General features: G+C 69.5%; 17 protein-coding genes. 10 read left to right on the top strand and 7 right to left on the bottom strand.

Annotated elements, in window-relative coordinates; all coding sequences use genetic code 11:
- Positions 1-13: 13 nt before the first annotated feature.
- A complete protein-coding gene (locus ACFE6Z_RS00610) occupies positions 14-1,486 on the bottom strand; it encodes a sensor histidine kinase (RefSeq protein ID WP_375383761.1) in 1,473 nt (490 codons plus the stop codon).
- 110 nt (positions 1,487-1,596) lie between these two features.
- Positions 1,597-2,331: a response regulator transcription factor gene (locus tag ACFE6Z_RS00615; RefSeq protein ID WP_375383762.1), complete on the bottom strand. Its 735-nt coding sequence runs from the start codon at positions 2,329-2,331 to the stop codon at positions 1,597-1,599.
- A 170-nt stretch (positions 2,332-2,501) separates the two neighbouring features.
- Between ACFE6Z_RS00615 and ACFE6Z_RS00620 the strand changes: the two genes are divergently transcribed.
- The 3 genes from ACFE6Z_RS00620 to ACFE6Z_RS00630 all read left to right on the top strand — a co-directional run bounded on the left by ACFE6Z_RS00620 (position 2,502) and on the right by ACFE6Z_RS00630 (position 5,828).
- Positions 2,502-3,950, top strand: a complete 1,449-nt coding sequence (locus ACFE6Z_RS00620; protein WP_375383763.1) for an ABC transporter permease — start codon at positions 2,502-2,504, stop codon at positions 3,948-3,950.
- A gap of 33 nt (positions 3,951-3,983) precedes the next feature.
- On the top strand, positions 3,984-4,712 hold the full coding sequence (locus tag ACFE6Z_RS00625; protein ID WP_375383764.1) for an ABC transporter ATP-binding protein: 729 nt from the start codon (positions 3,984-3,986) through the stop codon (positions 4,710-4,712).
- Positions 4,713-4,814: 102 nt separating this feature from the next.
- Positions 4,815-5,828: a magnesium and cobalt transport protein CorA gene (locus ACFE6Z_RS00630; RefSeq protein WP_375383765.1), complete on the top strand. Its 1,014-nt coding sequence runs from the start codon at positions 4,815-4,817 to the stop codon at positions 5,826-5,828.
- Here ACFE6Z_RS00630 and ACFE6Z_RS00635 read toward each other — a convergent pair.
- The gene (locus tag ACFE6Z_RS00635; RefSeq protein ID WP_375383766.1) at positions 5,825-6,850 is read right to left on the bottom strand and encodes an SDR family oxidoreductase; all 1,026 of its coding nucleotides are present in this window, start codon (positions 6,848-6,850) and stop codon (positions 5,825-5,827) included. The genes ACFE6Z_RS00630 and ACFE6Z_RS00635 overlap by 4 nt on opposite strands.
- 62 nt (positions 6,851-6,912) lie before the next feature.
- A complete protein-coding gene (gndA, locus tag ACFE6Z_RS00640; RefSeq protein WP_375383767.1) occupies positions 6,913-8,403 on the bottom strand; it encodes an NADP-dependent phosphogluconate dehydrogenase in 1,491 nt (496 codons plus the stop codon).
- Between the two features lie 274 nt (positions 8,404-8,677).
- Between gndA and ACFE6Z_RS00645 the strand changes: the two genes are divergently transcribed.
- From ACFE6Z_RS00645 to ACFE6Z_RS00655, 3 genes are read left to right on the top strand one after another with little or no spacing between them, the layout of a single operon-like run.
- Positions 8,678-9,847: a mannitol dehydrogenase family protein gene (locus tag ACFE6Z_RS00645; protein ID WP_375383768.1), complete on the top strand. Its 1,170-nt coding sequence runs from the start codon at positions 8,678-8,680 to the stop codon at positions 9,845-9,847.
- The gene (gene manD / locus ACFE6Z_RS00650; RefSeq protein WP_375383769.1) at positions 9,844-11,082 is read left to right on the top strand and encodes a D-mannonate dehydratase ManD; all 1,239 of its coding nucleotides are present in this window, start codon (positions 9,844-9,846) and stop codon (positions 11,080-11,082) included. Before ACFE6Z_RS00645 ends, manD begins: the two co-directional genes overlap by 4 nt.
- A 14-nt stretch (positions 11,083-11,096) precedes the next feature.
- Positions 11,097-11,603, top strand: a complete 507-nt coding sequence (locus ACFE6Z_RS00655) for a gluconokinase (RefSeq protein WP_375384616.1) — start codon at positions 11,097-11,099, stop codon at positions 11,601-11,603.
- Here ACFE6Z_RS00655 and ACFE6Z_RS00660 read toward each other — a convergent pair.
- Positions 11,588-11,710, bottom strand: a complete 123-nt coding sequence (locus tag ACFE6Z_RS00660; protein ID WP_375383770.1) for a hypothetical protein — start codon at positions 11,708-11,710, stop codon at positions 11,588-11,590. The genes ACFE6Z_RS00655 and ACFE6Z_RS00660 overlap by 16 nt on opposite strands.
- Before the next feature lie 223 nt (positions 11,711-11,933).
- Here ACFE6Z_RS00660 and ACFE6Z_RS00665 point away from each other — a divergent pair, with 223 nt between their 5' ends.
- Both ACFE6Z_RS00665 and pth read left to right on the top strand, forming a co-directional pair.
- Positions 11,934-12,554, top strand: a complete 621-nt coding sequence (locus ACFE6Z_RS00665) for a 50S ribosomal protein L25/general stress protein Ctc (protein WP_375383771.1) — start codon at positions 11,934-11,936, stop codon at positions 12,552-12,554.
- An 87-nt stretch (positions 12,555-12,641) separates the two neighbouring features.
- Positions 12,642-13,226, top strand: a complete 585-nt coding sequence (gene pth / locus ACFE6Z_RS00670; RefSeq protein ID WP_375383772.1) for an aminoacyl-tRNA hydrolase — start codon at positions 12,642-12,644, stop codon at positions 13,224-13,226.
- A 234-nt stretch (positions 13,227-13,460) separates the two neighbouring features.
- On the opposite strand, the gene ACFE6Z_RS00675 is transcribed toward pth, so the two are convergent.
- Positions 13,461-14,138, bottom strand: coding sequence for a hypothetical protein (locus tag ACFE6Z_RS00675; protein ID WP_375383773.1), 678 nt, complete (start codon positions 14,136-14,138; stop codon positions 13,461-13,463).
- Positions 14,139-14,217: 79 nt separating this feature from the next.
- Here ACFE6Z_RS00675 and mfd point away from each other — a divergent pair, with 79 nt between their 5' ends.
- Positions 14,218-17,856, top strand: a complete 3,639-nt coding sequence (gene mfd / locus ACFE6Z_RS00680) for a transcription-repair coupling factor (protein WP_375383774.1) — start codon at positions 14,218-14,220, stop codon at positions 17,854-17,856.
- A 66-nt stretch (positions 17,857-17,922) separates the two neighbouring features.
- On the top strand, positions 17,923-18,225 hold the full coding sequence (locus ACFE6Z_RS00685) for a hypothetical protein (RefSeq protein WP_375383775.1): 303 nt from the start codon (positions 17,923-17,925) through the stop codon (positions 18,223-18,225).
- Positions 18,226-18,285: 60 nt separating this feature from the next.
- Here the strand turns inward: ACFE6Z_RS00685 and ACFE6Z_RS00690 are convergent, their stop codons facing one another.
- Positions 18,286-20,952 (bottom strand): phosphoenolpyruvate carboxylase, encoded by a 2,667-nt coding sequence (locus tag ACFE6Z_RS00690; RefSeq protein WP_375383776.1) that lies wholly within the window; start codon positions 20,950-20,952, stop codon positions 18,286-18,288.
- Positions 20,953-21,047 lie beyond the last annotated feature (95 nt).

Below are 21,047 nucleotides of genomic sequence, written 5' to 3' on the forward strand. Positions count from 1 at the left end.
TGCTCGCGCCCGGTCAGTCTGCCGCCTCGGCATCGGCGGGGTCGACGGTCGGCTCATCAGCGACAGGAGCGGACGGGTCGGCCGGCCGAGCAGGCAGGGTGACGGTGAACGTCGTATCACCCGGCGCGCTCTGCACCGAGAGGGTGCCGTGGTGGGCCTCGACGATCGCGCGGGCGATCGAGAGTCCCAGGCCCGTCCCGCCGGTCTTGCGCGCCCGAGAGCGGTCGGCGCGCGAGAACCGCTCGAACAGTTCGGGGGCGACATCGGGGTCGACGCCGGGGCCGTCGTCGTGCACGCGCAGGGCGGCGTGAGTGCCCTCGCGCTCGAGCGTCACCGTGACGGTGGTGCCTGGCGGGGTGTGGGTGCGGGCGTTGGCGAGGAGATTGACCGCGACCTGGTGCAGCCGCGCTGTGTCGCCGGCTATCACGATCGGCTGATCGCCGACGTCGATGACCCAGTTGTGGTCGAGGCCGGCGGGGCGTGCGTCGTCCACGGCCTCGATCGCGAGCCTGGTGAGGTCGACCGAGCCGTAGACGAGCTCCTGGCCCTCGTCGAGCCGGGCCAGCAGAAGCAGGTCCTCGACCAGGCTGGTCATGCGGATCGACTGCGCCTGGATGCGCTCCAATGCCGATTCGCTGGTCTCGCTGAGCGTGGGATCCCGGAGCGACAGCTCGGAATACCCCCGGATCGAGGCGAGTGGCGTGCGCAGCTCGTGACTCGCGTCGGCGACGAATCGCCGCATCCGCTCCTCGTTGAGCTGGCGCTCGTCCAGCGAGGCGTCGACGTGGTCCAGCAGTGTGTTCAGAGCGGCTCCGACGCGTCCGATCTCGGTACGATCGTCGGCCTGCTCGTCGGGGACGCGCTCGGCGATCGACACGGCTCCCTGCGACATCGGAACGGATGCCACGCGGGTCGCGGTGTCGGCGACCGCCCGCAGTGGCCGCAGGCCCACGCGGATCACGAGAGCGATCACGAGGGCGAGGACGATGAGGCCGCCCGCGGTGACAGCGAGCACGGTGGAGAGGATCTGCGCGATCGTCGTGTTGACCTCGGTGAGCGGGAGGCCCACTATGCCGATGTAATCACCGGCGCGGAAGGGCAGCAGTCGGTATGACCCGTGGTCATCGACGGACGCCGTCGCCAGAATGGCGCCGCCCGCTCCGTCGATGGCCTGCTGCACCTGGTCATCCGTCAGCGCCGCTACGGTGCCGTCGTTTTCGACCACGGCGCCATCGAGCACACCCACGGGCGACTGCACGATGAGCATCACGCCCGGCGACTGGCGGCCCTCATCGAGCACGCTGTGGGCCGTGCTGTCGACGGATGCCGGGAATTGCGGTCGCGCGAGAGACTGCCACACCTGCTGGTACGTCGTCGTCTGCAGCTTGGCGTCGAGGTTCTCTTGGAGGACGTTGCCGAGGATCGCGCTCGTGGCGAGCGCGACGATCACGAGGATGAGCGAGACGACGCCGATGACGGCCAGCATGAGGCGCGCCTGCAGACTCCAAACCCTTCGCCCGCGTCGTGGTGCTTCCTCCGATGTGGAGGCTGCGATCACTGTGTCACCCTCACGATGTCACCCTCACGGTGCCACTCTCACTGGGGCGCCTTGATCATGTAGCCGACGCCGCGCACCGTGTGAATGAGCGGCTCGTTGCCCTGATCGATCTTCTTGCGCAGGTACGAGATGTACAGCTCGACGACGCTCGAACGGCCGCCGAAGTCGTAGTTCCAGACCCGATCGAGGATCTGAGCCTTCGAGACGACCCTGCGCTGATTGCGCATGAGGTAGCGCAGCAGCTCGAATTCGGTCGCGGTGAGCTCCAGCTCGGTGCCGCTCCGGATGACCTCGTGGCTGTCCTCGTTCAGCGACAGATCGCCGACGCGCAGGATGGGCTCGGCGTCACTCGCGAGAGCCGTGCCGGCGCGGCGCATGAGTCCGCGCAGGCGGGCGACGACCTCTTCGAGGCTGAAGGGCTTGGTGACGTAGTCGTCGCCGCCAGCGGTGAGCCCGGCGACACGGTCGCTCACGGAATCCTTCGCCGTCAGGAACAGCACGGGCACGTCGTTGCCAGACTGGCGGAGCCGCTGCAGGACCGCCATGCCGTCGAGGTCGGGCATCATGATGTCGAGCACCATCGCGTCGGGATCGAAGTCGCGGGCGGCCTGCAGGGCTTGAAAGCCCGACGCGGCGGCGCGCACCTCCCACCCCTCCATGCGCAGCGCCATCGACAGTAGATCGGTCAGCATCTGCTCGTCGTCGACGACGAGCACCCGCAGAGGCGATCCGTCGGGACGCTGAAGGGCTGAGGCGGTGGCGGGCGCGGTCATGGCTCAATTGTGCCCCCGCACCTATGCGGCGCCTATGGGAGAGCCTATGCGTCGGCTGTGAGTCCGTCGCCTCGGTCCATAAGCATCGCATAAGCCGCTCAGGACCGTCGCACGGAACCCGTCTCTAGCGTGTCCACGAAGGTCGGCTCTCCGCCGCCGAAAGGGGACACATGTACTGGACATACCTCTGGCGGGAGCTCGCCGGTCGGAAGCGCCAGACGGCGATCGTCGCCGTCGGGCTGGCGATCGCGATCGCGCTGGTCATCATCGTCAATTCGCTTGCCGCCGGCGTGCGCGACGCGCAGGCGCAGGCACTCGAATCGGTGTACGGAGTAGGAACCGACCTCACCGTGACCGGCGCGGCGGCCACCCCTGGGCAGGCCGGCGGCGCGCAGTTCGACTTCCGCGACGGCGAAGGCCAGAGCGCCGACGGCACGACGACGCTGAGCCAGTCGCGGCTGCGGGTCGAACGCATGCGCGGGACGCTCCCCACCAGCACCGTCGACACGGTCACCGCGATCGACGGGGTGGGCGCGGCATCCGGAGCCCTCAGCCTCACGAACGTGACCTTCTCCGGCCAGGTGCCCACGCGGTCGCAGGGCGGCACGGATGCCGGCACGCCGCGCCAGGGCGGACCGGGCGGTGCAGGAGGCAGCAGCTTCGACCTCAATTCGTTCACCGTCCTGGGCATCGACCCCAGCGACAGTGCGATCGGGCCGCTGGCCTCGGTGACGCTGTCCGAGGGTCGGGCGCTCACGGCCGACGACGACGGACAGAACGTCGCGGTGCTCGACGCCACGTACGCGTCGACCAACAGCCTGGCGGTGGGCGGCACGATCGACGTCGGCGGGACGACGATGCAGATCGTCGGGATCGTCGCGTCGTCCACGAGCGCCGACAGCGCGGCCAACGTCTACCTTCCGCTGGATGTGGCCCAGACCCTCTCGGGCGCGGGAGACGTGGTCTCGACCGTATACGTGCAGGCGTCGTCGTCGAGCGCGATCGACAGCGTGCAGTCCGCTCTGCAGACCGCCCTGCCCGACGCGACTGTGAGCTCCGAGTCCGAGCTGGCGGCGAGCGTCTCGGGTTCGCTCTCGAGCGCATCGACGCTGATCACGAACCTCGGCACGTGGCTCTCGATCATCGTGCTGGCCGTGGCCGTACTGCTCGCGGTGCTCTTCACGATCTCGGGCGTCTCGCGACGCACTCGTGAGTTCGGCACGCTCAAGGCGATCGGCTGGTCCGACGGCCGCGTGGTCGGCCAGGTGGCGGGCGAGTCGATGGTGCAGGGCGTCATCGGAGGAGCGGTGGGACTGGTGATCGGCCTGATCGGCATCTGGATCATCAACATCAGCTCACCCACGATCTCAGCTACGACCACCGCCGCGACCACCGGCCGGGGCGCGGGACGCGCCGGTGGTGCGGGCGGCTTCGGCGGCGGCGGTCCCGGAGGTTTCGCCCAGACGGCATCGGACGTCGTGCTGCATGCCCCGATCAGCGTGTGGGTGATCGCGGCGGCCATCGGTCTGGCGATCCTCGGCGGCCTCGTGGCCGGAGCCTTCGGCGGCTGGCGCGCCGCCCGGCTGCGCCCCGCAGAAGCACTCCGCTCGGTCAGCTGACCCGAGCATCCGAAATAGACGACTGGAGACGACATGAACACCATCACGGATGCTGCGACCCCGCCGTCCGGCGCGGATACGGCCGGCCCCATCTACCGGCTCTCCGGTGTCACGAAGCGCTACACGCAGAAGGGGCGGACGGTGAATGCGCTCGCCGGGATCGACCTGGAACTGCGCGAGGGCGACTTCGTCGCCATCCAGGGCCCGACCGGAGGCGGCAAGTCCACGCTGCTGCAGCTGCTCGGCGCGCTGGACAAGCCGACGGAGGGAACGATCTCGCTCGGCACCACCGAGCTCTCGAACGCCTCGGCACGCGACCTCGGCAGGCTTCGGGCCAAAGAGATCGGATTCGTGTTCCAGGGGTTCAACCTCATCCCGACCCTCACCGCACTGGAGAACGTCGAGATGGCGCTCGAGCCGCTGGGGTTCACGGCGGCCGACCGCCGTGCGCGGGCCACAGAGGCTCTGGAGCAGGTTCAGCTCGCCGACCGGCACGACCACCGGCCGACCGAGCTGTCCGGCGGACAGCAGCAGCGCGTCGCGATCGCCCGTGCGATCGTGAAGAAGCCCCGTGTGCTCCTGGCCGACGAGCCCACCGGCAACCTCGACGAGCACACGCGCGACGAGATCATGGCGGTGCTCGCGGCACTGAACGCGACGGGGCTCACTCTCATCGTGGTCACCCACGACAGCCATGTCGCCCGCATGGCCCACCGGCGGCTGCGCTTGAAGCAGGGGGTCGTCAGCGAGCTGGATAGCTGAGGACACGCCCCGGCAGCGAGTGGTGTGCGGCCACGCCATCCGCGTCACCTAGAGTAAGCGCGGATGCGAGCTTCCGCGGCATCCATTGAAAGGCGGTCGCTCATGCCTCTGGTCGATCTCGCGGTGTACGCGGACGGACATCGCACTCCTGATCCGGTGAGTCTCACCGCGACGTTCGAGGCCATGCACGAGCGCGACGGGCTCGGCTGGATCGGTATGTACCGGCCGTCGGAGAGCGAGGTGCGCGAGATCGCCACCGAGTTCACCCTGCATCCCCTCGCGGTGGAGGACACCCTCCTCGGGCACCAGCGCGCGAAGCTCGAACGCTACGGCGACACGCTCTTCGTCGTGCTGCGCCCGGCGCGCTACATCGACGACGTCGAGGAGGTCGAGTTCGGCGAGGTGCATGTCTTCGTCGGACCCGATTTCGTCGTGACGATCCGCCATGCGGAGTCGCCCGATCTGGGCAAGGTCCGAAGGCGCATGGAGTCGTCGCCGGACCTCCTGCGTCTGGGGCCCCAGGCGATCCTGTACGCGATCCTCGACGAGGTGGTCGACGGCTACGCGCCGGTCATCGCCGGGCTCGAGAACGACATCGACGAGATCGAGGACCAGCTCTTCAATCGCGACCCTGACGTGTCTCGCCGCATCTTCGGTCTCTCGCGCGAGGTCATCGAGTTCCAGCGGGCGGTGGGGCCTCTCGTGCCGATCATCCAGACGCTGCGCGGCGATGGCGAGCACAAGATCGAGCTGGAATTACGCCGCGGTCTTCGCGACGTGCTCGATCACGCCGAACTCGCCGTGCAGCGGGCCGTGGCGTTCCGCGCGATCCTCGAGAACGCGCTCCTGGTGCACTCGACCCTCGTCGCCCAGACGCAGAACGAGGAGATGCGGCGGATGACGGAGTTCGGCCTCGAGCAGAACGATCAGGTCAAGAAGGTCTCCGGGTGGGCCGCAATCCTGTTCGCCCCGACCCTGGTCGGCACGATCTACGGCATGAACTTCGAGAACATGCCCGAGCTGCACTGGGAGTTCGGCTATCCCATGGCGCTCGCCCTCATGCTCGCGACGAGCCTGACCCTGTACTCGGTCTTCAAACGCCGGGGCTGGCTCTAGCGTTCGAGCTCAGCGAAGCGTGCGGCTGCAGCATCCGGCCCTGCGGCAGCGATGAGGCGATCGATGATCGCGTCGCGCTCCGGATCGAACCGCTGCGCGTCGGGGCGAGCGTCGTAGTACTCGATCAGGCGCCGCGCGCCCTCGTCGAAGGTGATCGTCGTGCCGAACTCGGGCACGAGGGCCTTGATCTTGGAGTTGTCGAATACGGCGGAATGCGCCTTGTCGCCGATCAGGCTCGCACTCTGCGCCGGGTCGAGCCGGGCGATCGTCTCGGAGGCGATGTGCACGAATGCGGGGGAGGCGACGCCCGCGGCGTCGGCGACCCAGCCGTAGATCTGATTCCAGGTGGGCACGTGATCGCCCGTGATCGTGAACGCCTCGCCGATCGCGAGCGGGTTCGCCAGGAGCCCGGCGAAACCCACCGCGAAGTCGTCGCTGTGCGTGAGGGTCCACAGGCTCGTCCCGTCGCCGTGGATCACGACGGGGCGTCCTTCCCGCAGCCGCACGATGTCGGTCCACCCGCCTCTGGTCGGGAACAGCGTGTGATCGTACGTGTGCGACGGTCGCACGATCGTGATGGGCAGTGCGCGCTCCCGGTACGCGCCCACGAGCAGGTCTTCGCACGCGATCTTGTCGCGCGCGTACTGCGAGAAGGGGTTGCGGAGCGGCGTGGACTCGGTGATCGGCAACCGTTGGGGCGGCTTCTGGTAGGCGGAGGCCGAGCTGATGAACACGTACTGGCCGACGCGTCCTTCGAACAGGTCGACGTCGGCCAGGACGTGCTTCGGAGTGAAGGCGGTGAACTGCGCGACCGCGTCGAACTCGCGTTCGCCCAGAGCATCCCGGACGGACTGCGCGTCGCGGATGTCGCCGACCACGCTCTCGGCGCCGTCGGGGATCGGGCGCTGCCCGGTGCCGCGGTTGAAGACGGTCACCTCGTCCCCGCGTGAGAGCGACCGTGCGACGCACGATGTGCTGATCGCGCCGGTGCCGCCGATGTAGAGGATGCGCCTGGCTGCCATGGCTTCGACCCTAGCCGCGGCCGGCACGCACGAGTGTCCCCGGACGGTCGTGCGCGCGGGGATCAGTGCGTGTCTTCGGCCTGGATCTCGGTGCGATCGCTCGACCACAGCGTGTGGAAGGTGCCTGGCTTGTCGATGCGCTTGTAGGTGTGCGCTCCGAAGAAGTCGCGCTGTCCCTGGACGAGGGCCGCGGGCAGGCGGTCGGCGCGCAACCCGTCGTAGTACGCGAGCGATGACGCGAACGCAGGAGCCGGGATGCCGACGCGGGCGGACGTGGCGACCACATCGCGCCACGCGTCCTGAGCGCGCTGGAGCGCCTCGACGAAGTAGGGCGCGGTGAGCAGCACGGGCAGGTCGGGAGTCTCGCCGTAGGCGTCTGCGATGCGATTGAGGAACTGCGCGCGGATGATGCAGCCGCCGCGCCAGATCTTCGAGACGGCGCCCAGATCGATCTTCCAGCCGTATTCGGCCGCACCGGCGCGGATCTCGTCGAACCCCTGCGAGTAGGCGACGATCTTCGACGCGTACAGCGCGAGGCGGATCTTCTCGATGAACGCGTCGGGGTCATCCACGGTCCACCCACCCTGTGCGTCGGCCTCGGGACCGGGCAGCCCGCCGGCCACCGAGCGCTGCTCGGGGTGGCTCGACAGCGACCGGGCGAACACGGCCTCGGCGATCCCCGAGACGGGCACGCCCAGGTTGAGCGCGGTCTGCACGGTCCACGCACCGGTGCCCTTGGCGCCGGCCTGATCGACGATGAGGTCCACCAGCGGCGTGCCGGTCGCGGCATCCAACTGGCGCAGCACCTCGGCGGTGATCTCGATGAGGTACGACTCCAGCTCGCCCTTGTTCCACTCGGCGAACACGTCGGCGATCTCGGCCGGACTCTTGCCCGTGCCGCGGCGGATCAGGTCGTACGCCTCGGCGATCAACTGCATGTCGGCGTACTCGATGCCGTTGTGCACCATCTTCACGAAGTGACCGGCACCGTCGTGGCCGATGTGGGTCACGCACGGCTCGCCCTCGGCGATGGCGGCGATCGAGGTGAGGATGGGGCCGAGCGTCACCCACGACTCGTCCGAGCCGCCCGGCATGATCGAGGGGCCGAGGAGGGCGCCCTCCTCACCGCCCGAGATGCCGGCGCCGACGAAGTTGATGCCCGTCTCGCGCACGACCTTCTCGCGGCGGATCGTGTCGGTGAACAGGGCGTTCCCGCCGTCGACGATGATGTCGCCGGGCTCGAACGCGTCGACGAGCGCGTTGATGACGGCATCCGTCCCCGCCCCCGCCTTGACCATGATGATCGCGGCACGCGGCTTCTGCAGCGACGCGGCGAACTCCTCATATGAGAACGCCGGCACGAATTTCGCTTCGGGATGCTCGGCGATCAACTGCTCGGTCTTGTCGTGGCTGCGGTTGTAGACGGCCACGGTGTTGCCCTCGCGGCTCGCGAGGTTGCGGGCGAGGTTCGAGCCCATCACCGCGAGTCCCACGACTCCGATGTTCGCGGTGGGAATGGTGTCGGACGATGTGGTGGCAGCTGCCTCGGTCACACGTGCTCCTCAAGGGCGGTCGATGCGGGGGTCGCAGTCCAGCCTAGGGTTTCGTGGCGCGAGGGGTGGTGGCGAGGCACGTCATGGCAATTTCTGGCAATCGATTGCGAACGTCGAAGCGCCGTGCCTACATTGGCGACGCACCCGCAGCGCGCTCGCTCGAAGGAGAGTCACATGCAGTTCGAGGAGGAGACCGGCGCGTTCGTGTCGCTGGGCGATGCGGAGTGGCTGGACCAGACCCGTGGGGCGTGACGCTCCACGGCGTACGGTGCGAATGGCGCACCTCGGGCTCGGGGCCTTCCATCGTGCGCACCAGGCCTGGTACACGCAGCATGCCGGCGGTGAGCCGTGGGGGATCGCAGCCTTCACGGGCCGTCGCCCGGACGCCGCCGACGCGCTGGTCGCGCAGGGTCTGCGCTACACGCTGATCACCCGGTCGACAGACGGCGACACCGGTGAGGGCATCGACGCGATCGTCGCCGCGCACGACGGCAGATCGGATGCCTGGGCTCGCACGATTGCCGACCCCGAGGTCGGCGTCCTGACGGTGACGGTCACAGAAGCCGGCTATCGGCCCGGGGCCACACCGCCCGAACGCATCGCGCACGCGCTCCGAGCGCGCGCGGACGCCGGCGGCCCGGGCTTGGCGATCGTGTCGTGCGACAACCTCCCTGGGAACGGGCAGGCGCTGCGTCGCGCCGTGCTGGCAGCCGCCGCACCGGATCTGGTGGAGTGGATCGCGGCGAACGCTTCGTTCGTCGACACGATGGTCGATCGGATCACCCCGGCCACGACCGAGGCCGATCGGGTCGTCGCGCGCGCGCTCTCGGGGTGGGACGATCGCGACCCGGTCGTGACCGAGCCGCACGCCGAGTGGTACCTGGCCGGCGGATTCCCGAGCGGCCGACCCGGGTGGGAGGGCGCGGGCGCCCGATTCGTCGACGATGTCGCACCCTACGAGGAGCGAAAGCTGTGGCTGCTCAACGCCGGTCACTCCCTGCTCGCCGCGACCGGGCGCCTGCGCGGCCTCGAGACCATCGACGAGGCGGTCGCCGATCCCGAGCTGGGCGCACTGGTAGAGGCCCTGTGGGCGGAGCAGCGCGTCGTGATCGACCTTCCGGCACACGAGATCGATACCGCCCTCGATGCCCTGCGCACCCGCTTCGCGAACCCCCGCATCCGTCACCGGCTGGACCAGATCTCGCAGGGCGCCGCGCTGAAGCTCGGTGTCCGCATCCTCGATCCGATCGCCCGCCGCCGAGAGGTGGGCCTCGGCCCGGGCGATGCGCAGCTGCAGACCCTGCTCGCCTGGGGGCAGCTGGTCGAGCGCTCGCCGGGCGACGCCGCAGAAGCGGCCCTCGCCCGACGCCTCGCCGGGGCCGGCGACTCGTCCCGCCTCGGTATCGTCATCGATACCCTCACCCCGCACGGAGAGACCCCATGATCATCGAGAAGGCCGAAGTCATCGTCACGAGTCCGGATCGGAATTTCGTGACCCTCAAGCTCACCACGGATGAGGGCCACACCGGGCTCGGTGACGCCACCTTGAACGGTCGCGAGCTGGCTGTCGTCGCCTACCTCACGGAGCACGTCGTGCCGCTCCTGATCGGCATCGACGCGTCGCGCATCGAAGACACGTGGCAGTTTCTGTACCGTTCGGCATACTGGCGGCGAGGACCGGTGACGATGGCGGCGATCGCATCGGTCGACATGGCGCTGTGGGATATCAAGGGCAAGGCTGCGGGGATGCCGGTGTACCAGCTGCTGGGCGGCGCGAGCCGGTCTGGACTGCTCGCATACGGCCACGCGTCCGGGGCCGACCTGCCGTCGCTGTTCGACTCGGTGCACGAGCACCTGGAGCAGGGGTTCAGGGCGATCCGCATCCAGACCGCCGTCCCCGGGTTGAAGGCGATCTACGGGATCGCCTCCCAGTCCGCCTTCACCGGTGGCGGTCAGGCGAGGTACGACCACGAGCCTGCGCGGCGCGGCGCCAAGCCGGTCGAAGAGGACTGGGAGACGAGGCCCTACCTCCTGCACCTGCCGGCCGTCTTCGAAGCCGTGCGCAATGAGTTCGGTCCCGAGATCCCGCTCCTGCACGACGGCCATCACCGCATGACCCCCATCCAGGCCGCGAAACTCGGCAAGTCGCTCGAGCCGTACGACCTGTTCTGGCTCGAGGACTGCACTCCCGCCGAGAACCAGGAGGCGCTGCGCCTCGTGCGCCAGCACACCACGACCCCGCTCGCGATCGGCGAGATCTTCAACACGATCTGGGACTTCAAAGACATCATCCGCGACCAGCTCATCGACTACGTCCGCGGCGCGGTCACGCATATGGGCGGCATCACTGCGTTGAAGAAGACGCTCGACTACGCCGCGATGTACCAGATCAAGTCCGGGATGCACGGCCCGACCGACATCTCACCGGTCGGCATGGCCGCCGCGATGCATCTGGGTCTCGCGATCCACAATTTCGGCATCCAGGAGTACATGAAGCACGGCGCGAAGACCGACCAGGTGTTCGAGCAGTCCTTCACCTGGCAGAACGGACTGCTGCACCCGGGCGCCCAACCCGGGCTCGGTGTCGAGCTCAACGTCGACGAGGCGGGGAAGTACCCGTACGAACAGGCGTACCTGCCCTTCAACCGTCTCTCCGACGGAACGGTGCACGACTGGTGACGGCGGTCGTGGTGATGGGCCCGAGCGGATCGGGCAAGTCTCTGGTGGGCGCCCTGCTCGCCGAGCGGCTCGGGGTGCCGTTCGTCGACGCCGACTCGCTGCATCCTGCGTCCAACGTCGCGAAGATGGCGGCGGGGATCCCGCTCGACGACGCGGATCGATGGCCGTGGCTCGACGCGGTCGGCGCAGCGATGTCGGCGCAGTCTGCCGGAATCGTCGCCGCGTGCTCCGCACTCCGCCGGGCGTATCGCGATCGGCTGCTGCGTACCGAGCCCCGAGCAGTCTTCGTCGAGCTCCTCGTCGACCGTGCGACGCTCGCCGACCGGATGAGCGCGCGAGCGCACTTCATGCCCGCATCGCTGCTGGACTCCCAGCTGCGCGCCTTCGAGCCGCTCGCGTCGGACGAGCCCGGATTCGCGGTACGCAACGAGGGCGACCTCGACGCGCTGCTGAACGAGATCGTGCAGGGATTGCGCAGCCGCCCGGACTCAGACGTGCCGGGAGATCAGTCCTTGCGGTAGGCCTCGCGCCCCATCGACCAGAACGCGAAGACGGTGCCGACCAGCCCCAGCGCGGCGATGAGACCGATGACGCCGAGCAGGATGTCCGAGGCGAGCGTGCTGTCCATCAGTGATCCTCCGGTGCGGGACGGGGTGCGTACTCATCGTAGCGGGGGCGCTGGTAGACTCGATCACTGAACTTCGGCGAGGGATTGCCCGTGCCCCCCTGACCGGCGGATGCGGCATCCGTGATCGACGCGGTGATGCAGGCTCACGGCTTTCCTCACGCGCTCGCGTTCGAGTCGAACCCAGACCCCATCTTGGGCCCGTGTGCCCGCAAGGAGAATCATCATGTCGGAAGACAACAAGGTCCACGCCGAGCTGCGTGAGAACTTCGGCAAGGGCTACGCCCGTCGCCTTCGCGCGGCAGGCAAGATCCCCGCCGTCATCTACGGCCACGGCGCCGAGCCCAAGCACGTCGCCCTCCCGGGTCACCAGGTCGCCCTGCTGATCCGCAAGGCGAACGCCGTGCTCGAGCTCGACGTCGCCGGTTCCCAAGAGCTGACCCTGGTCAAGGACGTCCAGAAGGACCCCGTGCACCAGATCATCGAGCACATCGACCTCCTCGTCGTGAAGAAGGGCGAGAAGATCCAGGTCGACGTGCCCGTCGCGATCGTCGGCGAGTCGGCCCCTGGCACGATCGTCGCGCAGGATGCCAACACGGTTCTGCTCGAGGTCGAGGCGACCCACATCCCCGAGCGCATCGAGGTCGACATCGACGGTCTCGAGGAGGGAACGCACATCTCCGCCGCCGACCTCGTGCTGCCCGCCGGCGCGTCGCTCGTCGTCGACGCCGACACCCTCATCATCGCGATCTCCGCGCCCTCCAGCGAGGCCGACGAGATCGCCGAGGCCGATGCGGCCGTCGCGGCCGTCCAGGCGGAGAGCTCCGAAGAGGCTGCCGCCGAGTAATCGCTCGCCGTTCGACATGCCCGCCCTCGCATATTGTGGGGGCGGGCTTCGTCGTCGCCGAGACGGGGGAGCCGGGAAGGAAGCGGGATGCCGGACACCTGGCTCATCGTCGGTCTGGGCAATCCCGGACCGCGCTACGAACCCACGCGCCACAACGTCGGTCAGCAGGTCATCGACGAGCTCGCCCGCCGGCGCGGCGAGACCTTCCGTGCCCACAAGGCCAACGCCCGTGTCGCCGAGACGTGGCTGCGCCCCGGGGGCGCGAAGCTCGTCCTCGCCAAGCCGAACTCGTTCATGAACGTGTCGGGCGGCCCGGTGTCGGGTCTGGCGAAGTTCTACGGCGTGGATGCCGACCGGGTGGTCGTCGTGCATGACGAGCTCGACATACCGTTCGACACCATCAAGCTGAAGATCGGCGGCGGAAACGGCGGGCACAACGGGGTGCGCGACGTGGCGAAGGCCCTCGGCACACCGGACTTCGCCCGTGTGCGGGTGGGGATCGGCCGGCCCGTCGGGCGACAGGACCCGGCGGACTGGGTGCTCGACCCGTTCGGCTCGAGCGAGCGCGCGAATCTGCCCATCCTCGTCGGCGATGCGGCGGATGCCGTCGAGCAGCTCGTGGACGAGGGGCTCACCGCCGCGCAGCAGAAGCATCACGCGCCGCGGCTCTGAGTTACCGCCTCGCGCGCGAGGCACGCCCCCGGCGGTGATCGAGTAGGCGCGCCAGGCCCGGGCCCCGACGGAGATCGAGTAGGCGCGCCAGCGCCGTATCGAGATCAGGATCTGCGTAGTACGTCGGTTCGACGGATCTCGATACGCTCGCTGGCGCTCGCTACTCGATCACCGCAGGGGGGCTCGCTGGCGCTCGCTACTCGATCACCGCGGGGCGGGTGGGTATCGAGCGCGCTAGACGAAGGGCGCCGCACCGGCGCCGAGCCCTGCGACCACGGAGATGTTCACCGCCACGCCGAAGGCGATGGGCCCGAGCACGGCGATGATGACGGCGGCGATGGCCGGGCCCCGGCCGCGGTTCTTCACGATTGCGACGATGCCCTGCACGAGAGCCCAGATGCCGAGGACGGTGCCGGCCCAGAACGCGATCTCACCGACGAGCACCGAGCCGCGGACAGGGCTCAGCAGGCGCAGGTCGAAGTCGGCCGAGCTCGGTCGAGCAGCGATTTCGTGACCGACGCCCGTGCCGATGTTGTAGCCCGCGATCGCAGCGATGATCGGGGTGACGACGAGAGCGACGATCGCGAGGATGAGCGCGACCACGCCGAGTGTCGAGCCGTGCGGCGTCGAGGCCGGTGCGGGGTACGTGCCGGGGGCCGGGGCGGCGTACGGAGCGGCGAAGACCTGCGGCTCGGGCGCAAGAGGCGCTGCCGGCGGGTAGCCCTGCGTCGCGGGCGGGTACCCGGGTGGCACCGGCGGGTACCCGGGTGGCACCGGCGGGTACCCGGGCGGCACCGGCTGTGCCGGGTACGCGGCTCCCGGGGGCACGGGCGCGGGCGGCCCCGACGGCTGGCCGTAGGCGGCCGCGGGCGGAGGTCCGTACGTCGGATTGCGCTGGTCTGGCTCGCTCACGCTCTCATCCTAGGGAGGGTGGGCTTTCGCGCACGGCGGATCGCGGCACGGTGTCGGTCGCCGCACGTAGACTTTCCCGGTGACAGTTCCCGGGATCGTGCGCGCCCTCGAGCGGGCCGAGTCCTTTCGGGATGCGGTGTCCGCCGCCGCGGTGAACGCCGATTTCTCGCTCGTCGACGGCCTGGATGCTCCGTTGCTGGCCTCTCTGCTGGAGCGTCGACGCGCATCCGGCAGGGGTGGAGTGCTCCTGGTGATCGCGCCGACCGGCCGTCGGGCGGAGTCGCTGGGCCCCGCGCTGTCGGCTGTGCTCCCCGGCGCCCAGGTGCTGCAGTTCCCCGCGTGGGAGACACTCCCGCACGAGCGACTCAGCCCCAGCCCTGAGACCGTGGGGCAGCGACTGGCCGTTCTGCGTGCGATCGCAGCATCCGAAGGCCCCGCCTCCCTCAGCCCGGGTCCGATCGTCGTGACGGCATCGGTGCGCGCCGCTCTGCAGCCGCTGGCCGCCGGACTCACCGATCTCGCGCCGGTGGCCCTCTCGGTCGGCGGCCGCGGGCACGACCTGGGCGCGGTGATCGATCGGCTCGTCGAACTGGCTTACCACCGGGTCGACATGGTGTCGCGCCGCGGCGAGTTCGCGGTGCGCGGCGGCATCCTCGATGTCTTCTCGCCGATAGCCGACCACCCGTACCGCATCGAGTTCTTCGGCGACGAGGTCGAGCAGATGCGGCCGTTCTCGGTCGCCGATCAGCGCTCGCTGCCGGAAGAGGTCGCGAACGTCGTGCTCGACGCGAGCCGCGAGCTGCTGCTCACCGACACCGTGCGGGCGCGCGCCGCACGATTGAAAGACGACTTCCCCGGCATCCGCGGCATGCTCGAGAAGATGGCGGAGGGCATCCCGGTCGAGGGGATGGAGTCGCTCACGCCCGCCCTCGTCGACCGAGTCGTCACCCTCGTCGACTACCTCCCAGAGGGTACGGCCGTCGCGCTCATCGATCCCGAGCGCGCGGTGACCAGGGCGGTCACGCTGAGCGACACGAACCGCGAATTCCTCGAGGCCGCGTGGAGCGCCGCGACCTCCGGCGCGCAGACCCCCGTCGATCTCGGTGCGGGTGACTTCGTGACCCTCCCCGTGCTCCGCGAGGCGGCCGAGGCGCGCGGCGACGTGTGGTGGACGCTGAGTGCGTTCGATTCGGGAGCGGCGGATGCTGCGGCCGAGGGCCTCCTCGACTCCGACATCGAGGTGGCGCTGCAGGCCTCGGCGGCCGTGCGTGTGCCCGGGGCGGGCGTGCCGTCGTTCCAGGGGAACGTCGACGGCGCGACCGCGCACATCGGCACGCTCCTGGCCGACGGGTGGAGCGTCATCGTCGCGGCCTCCGGCGCCGGTCTCGTCGAGCGCGCGCAGGCGGTGCTGGCCGAGCGCGGCATCGCGGCGCGGGTCGTCGACTCGGTGCTGACCCCGCCCGAGCCCGGCGTCGCGCACATCGTAGTCTCCACGCTCGAGCGCGGGTTCGAGGTCGCCGACGCGAAGCTCGCCGTGCTCACCGAAACCGAGTTCTACGGGCGCACCATCGGCAGCGACTCGCGCGTCATCAAGAAGCTCGCATCGCGCCGCCGCAATGTCGTCGACCCGCTGCAGCTGAAGACAGGCGATTTCGTCGTGCACTCCACGCACGGAATCGGGAAGTTCGTCGAGCTCACCCAGCGCGAGGTCTCCAGCGGCGGGCGCAACCCTGTCAAGACGATCCGCGAGTACCTGGTGCTCGAGTACGCGCCGTCCAAGCGGGGTTACCCCGGCGACAAGCTGTTCGTGCCCACCGATCAGCTCGATCTGCTCTCGCGCTACGTCGGAGGCGAGGCCCCGACGCTCTCCAAGATGGGCGGCAGCGACTGGGCGCAGGCGAAGGGCCGCGCCCGCAAAGCGGTGCGCGACATCGCGGTCGAGCTCGTGAAGCTCTACTCGGCGCGCATGGCCGCGAAGGGTCACGCGTTCGGCCCCGACACGCCGTGGCAGCGCGAGCTCGAAGAGGCGTTCCCGTTCGCCGAGACGCCCGATCAGTTGCAGACGATAGACGAGATCAAAGCCGACATGGAGAAGCCGATCCCGATGGACCGCCTGCTCTCGGGCGATGTCGGCTTCGGCAAGACCGAGGTCGCGGTGCGGGCTGCGTTCAAGGCGATCCAGGACGGCAAGCAGGTCGCGATGCTCGTACCCACGACCCTGCTGGTCAAGCAGCACGTCGAGACCTTCACCGAGCGGTTCGCCGGCTTCCCCGTGCAGGTCCGATCGCTCTCGCGCTTCCAGACCGACAAAGAGGCCAAGGCGACGCTCGCCGGGCTCACCGACGGAACCGTCGACATGGTGATCGGCACGCACCGGATCCTCACCGAGAAGGTGATCTTCAAAGACCTGGGCCTCCTGATCATCGATGAGGAGCAGCGGTTCGGCGTCGAGCACAAGGACGCGCTGAAGAAGCTGAAGACCAACGTCGACATCCTCGCGATGAGTGCCACGCCCATCCCGCGCACCCTGGAGATGGCCGTCACCGGCATCCGCGAGATGTCGACGCTGCAGACCCCGCCGGAGGACCGGCATCCGATCCTCACGTATGTCGGGCCGCGCAACGACAAGCAGGTCGCTGCAGCGATCCGCCGTGAGCTGCTCCGCGAGGGGCAGGTGTTCTATGTGCACAACCGCGTGCAGTCGATCCAGCGCGTCGCGGCTGAGCTCGCCGAGCTCGTTCCCGAGGCGCGCATCGCCGTCGCGCACGGCCAGATGGGTGAGCACGCGCTCGAGAACGTCGTCGATGACTTCTGGGAGCGGCGCGCCGACGTGCTCGTCTCCACGACGATCATCGAGACGGGCCTGGACATCTCGAACGCGAACACGATCATCATCGATCGCGCCGACAAGTACGGACTCTCGCAGCTGCACCAGCTGCGCGGGCGCGTGGGTCGCGCCCGCGAGCGGGCCTACGCCTACTTCCTGTACGACGAGCTCAAGCCTCTCTCCGAGCTCGCCGCCGACCGCCTCCAGACGATCGCGGTCAACAACGACCTGGGCAGCGGCATGCAGGTCGCGCTCAAAGACCTCGAGATCCGCGGTGCGGGCAACATGCTGGGCGCCGAGCAGGCAGGTCATATCGCCGGTGTGGGCTTCGACCTGTACCTGCGCATGATCGGCGAGGCCGTGTCGGCGTTCCGCGGCGACGAGATCGAGACCCAGACCGAGCTGCGGCTGGAGCTGCCCGTCGACGCGCGGATCCCCGAGGAGTACATCGACAGCGAGCGTCTGCGCCTCGAGGCGTACCAGAAGCTTTCGGCCGCAGCATCCGCCACCGCCAAGGAGGACGCGCTCGGTATGGTCGCCGACGAGCTGCGCGACCGCTACGGCGAGCCGCCGCGCGAGGTCGAGGGCCTGTTCGCCGTCGCCCGTCTGCGCAGGCGCGCCGCGCAGGCCGGCTTGGCCGATGTCGTCGCCATGGGGCCTAACCTGCGGATCGCCCCCGCACATCTGCCCGACTCGCTGCGCGTGCGTCTGCAGCGCCTCTACCCGAAGGCGAAGCTCCTGGCCGGCGGAGACGCACTCGTGCTTCCGCTTCCCACCGGCGGGGGGGATGCTGTCGAAGACGCCGCGCTCGTCGCCTGGGTCTCGCAGCTCCTGGACCAGCTGTTCCCTGTCCCTGCCGCCGCGGCTGCCGGGCCATCTGTGCAGGCCTGACGCGTCTCGATCAGGGGAGCGTGCGGCCGGTCTGATGCCAGCCTGCCGCCGCTGCGCGCCGTGCGCGTGTCTGCAAGCTGGCGGATATGCGTGCGTCGGGGGACGTTCTTCCGGACACGCGTCGACCCGCCGCCGCTGCGCGCCGTGCGCGTGTCTGCAAGCTGGCGGACATGCGTGTGTCGGGGAACGTTCTGCCGGACACACCTGCCTTCCGAGCGCCACGACGAGATCTGGGCCGCGCAGAAGGAGCTGGACTTTCCCGGCTACGTCTTCGGACTCGACCGCGAGACGCCTGATCTCATGGTGCAGCTCACGGAACGTTACGGCCGCAGCCTCGCGCGGCACGCCGACGACGTGCCACTCGACTGAAAGCTCGGCCGGGGGAGTGGATCTCGATCGCCTCACGATCGCGACCCCGCGAAGCCCCGCTCACCCGGTGTTCTGCAGCCCCGCCGCGACGCCGCTCACCGACAGGAGCAGCAGCCGCTGCTGCTCCGGATCGGCTTTGCCCGGCTCGTCGCGCAGCGCCCGGAGCGCGCGCAGCTGCAGCAGCGACAGCGCATCGACGTAGGGGCTGCGCATCTTGACGGCCCGCTGCAGCACCGGCTTGTTGTCGAGCACTTCGCCGCCGCCGGTGACGCGCATGACCCACGACCGGGTCAGCTCCATCTCCGCCATCACGAGATCGGCGAGGTCATCGCGATCGCCCAGGTCGAGGTAGCGACGGGCGATGCGCGCGTCGGCTTTGGCCAGGCTCATCGCGACGTTGTCGATCATGGTGCGAAACAGCGGCCAGTCCGAGTAGGCCCGGGTGAGCCGCTCGGGGTCGCCGACAGCATCCAGCGCCGTCCCCAGTCCGAACCAGCCGGCGAGGTTGATGCGCGCCTGCGTCCACGCGAACACCCACGGGATCGCACGGAGGTCTTCGAGCGACTCGACCGACAGACCGCGTCGCGCGGGTCGCGAGCCGAGGGCGAGCAGCCCCACCTCCTCCATCGGGGTGACCCGGGCGAACCACGCCGCGAAGCCGGGTGCCTTGACCAGCGAGAAGAAGCGCTCGCGGGATGCTGTGTCCATCGCCGCGGCGACGTCGGCGTACCGCGCGGCGGCGTCGCTGTTGCGCTCCTCGATCGACGGCGCCGAGGCCAGCAGCACGGCCGCGGCGACCTGGTCGATGTGGCGCATCGCGATCGCAGGGTCGCCGTACCGGGCGAAGATCACCTCGCCCTGTTCGGTGAGCTTGAAGCGGCCGTCGACCGAATGCGGCGGCTGGGCGAGGATCGCCGAATTCGCAGGGCCCCCGCCGCGTCCGAGCGCGCCGCCGCGACCGTGGAAGAGCGTGAGCTCGATGTTGTTCTCGTCTGCCCAGGCCGCGATCGCCGCCTGCGCCTCGTACAGCGCGAGGTTCGCCGCGACCGGACCGACGTCCTTCGATGAGTCGGAGTACCCGAGCATGACCTCGAGGCGCCGGCCCGTGGCATCCAGTCGTGTCGAGAATTCGGGATGCGCGACGATCTCGGCGAGGATGCCGGGCCCTGCCTGCAGGTCGGCGAACGTCTCGAACAGCGGGATGACGTCGAGCACGGGCGGAGTGCCGTCGGGACCGGCCGCGTAGCGGGCGAGTTCGTGCACGTTCGCGAGGTCTTCGGCCGACTGCGTGAACGAGACGATGTAGCGGCCGGCGGCACGCGGCCCGAACCGCTTCTGGATGAAGCCGACCGCGCGGAAGACGTCGAGGACCTCCTCGGTGAGTTCGCTGCGCGGCCCTCCCGCACGCAGCTCGGCGAGCACCTTGGCGTGCACGGCCGAGTGCTGGCGCACCTCGAGTTCGGTGAGATGGAACCCGTAGGTCTCGACCTGCCAGATGAGCTGCTGCAGATGGCCGTAAGCCTGCCTCGCAGCGCCGGCTCGAACGAGCGAGTCCTGCACGATCCGCAGATCCACGAGCAGGTCTTCCGGGTCGGCATACCCCAGGTCGGCGTTGCGGGCGAGCGTCGCCGCGATCTTGCGCGCCAGCAGCAGCAGGATGCGGCGGTGGGGCTCGTCCGGTGAGCGCTTGGCGATCTCGGTCGCGGCGTCTTCGTCGGCGGCCTTCAGCCGCTGCCAGAGGGCGGTGAGCGCGTCGCTCGGGGGAGTGCTCGCCGCGTCGAGAGTGAGCCCCCGGCCGATGCGGTTCGCGGTGCGCTCGAGCCCCAGCAGCACGTGCTCGCTCGCGATCGCTGCGGCCTTGCGGGTCACGGAGGCCGTCACGAACGGGTTGCCGTCGCGATCACCCCCGACCCACGAGCCGATGCGCACGAAGGGCTGCACGATCGGTGCGCGTGCGCCCGCGGCCGGGCCCTGCAGCGCGTCGTCGACGCGACGGTAGACGTGGGGCACCGCGGTGTAGAGGGTGTCGTCGAACACGGCCATGACGGCGCGGACCTCGTCGGTCGGCGACGGCTTCTCGCTCCGCAGCGGCGCGGTGCGCCACAGCGTGTCGATCTCTTCGAGCATGCGCCGCTCGGCGCGGCGCGCGTCGGCGCCCGAGCGCAGCGATGCGTCGTGCTCCTCCAGGAGCACGGAGAGCCGTCGGATGCTGGCAGAGATCGCCTTTCGTCGGGCCTCGGTCGGGTGCGCGGTGAAAACCGGCTGGAAGCGCAGCGCCTGCAGGCTCTTCAGCGCCGTGTCGTCGCCGACCTCGGCCGCGAGGCGCACGAATGCGGCGGCGACCGAGTCGTCCGCCGATTCGCGGTCGGGCCGGCCGTCGCGCTCGCGCAGGATGCGCACGCGCTGGTGCTCCTCGGCGAGGTTGACCAGATGGAAGTAGGCCGTGAACGCGCGGGCGACCTCGTCGGCCCGCTCGATCGTCAGCGAGTCGGCGATGCGCGCGGCCCGCTCGAACGCTTCGGAGGTTTCATCGGTGTAGGCCTGGATCGTCGCGGTGCGCAGCCGCTCGACGTCGTCGAAGAGTCCGGGCGAGCCGCTCTCGCGCAGCACCCGCCCGAGCAGCGAGCCCAGCATCCGCACATCCGCGCGCATCTGCTCGGGGATCTCCTGGCCGGCGTCGAACCGCCCGACGAGGTCGATCGCTTCGGTCTGGGTGAGTTCGCGCATGGGCCAACGCTATCGCCGCGGTGTTTCACGGACGTGACGCATCGCACCCCCGGCATCGGTGGTGCCCGCTCGCTAGGATCGAGACCTGGTGAACA

This window comes from uncultured Microbacterium sp. (genome assembly GCF_964244775.1).
Classification (GTDB): domain Bacteria; phylum Actinomycetota; class Actinomycetes; order Actinomycetales; family Microbacteriaceae; genus Microbacterium.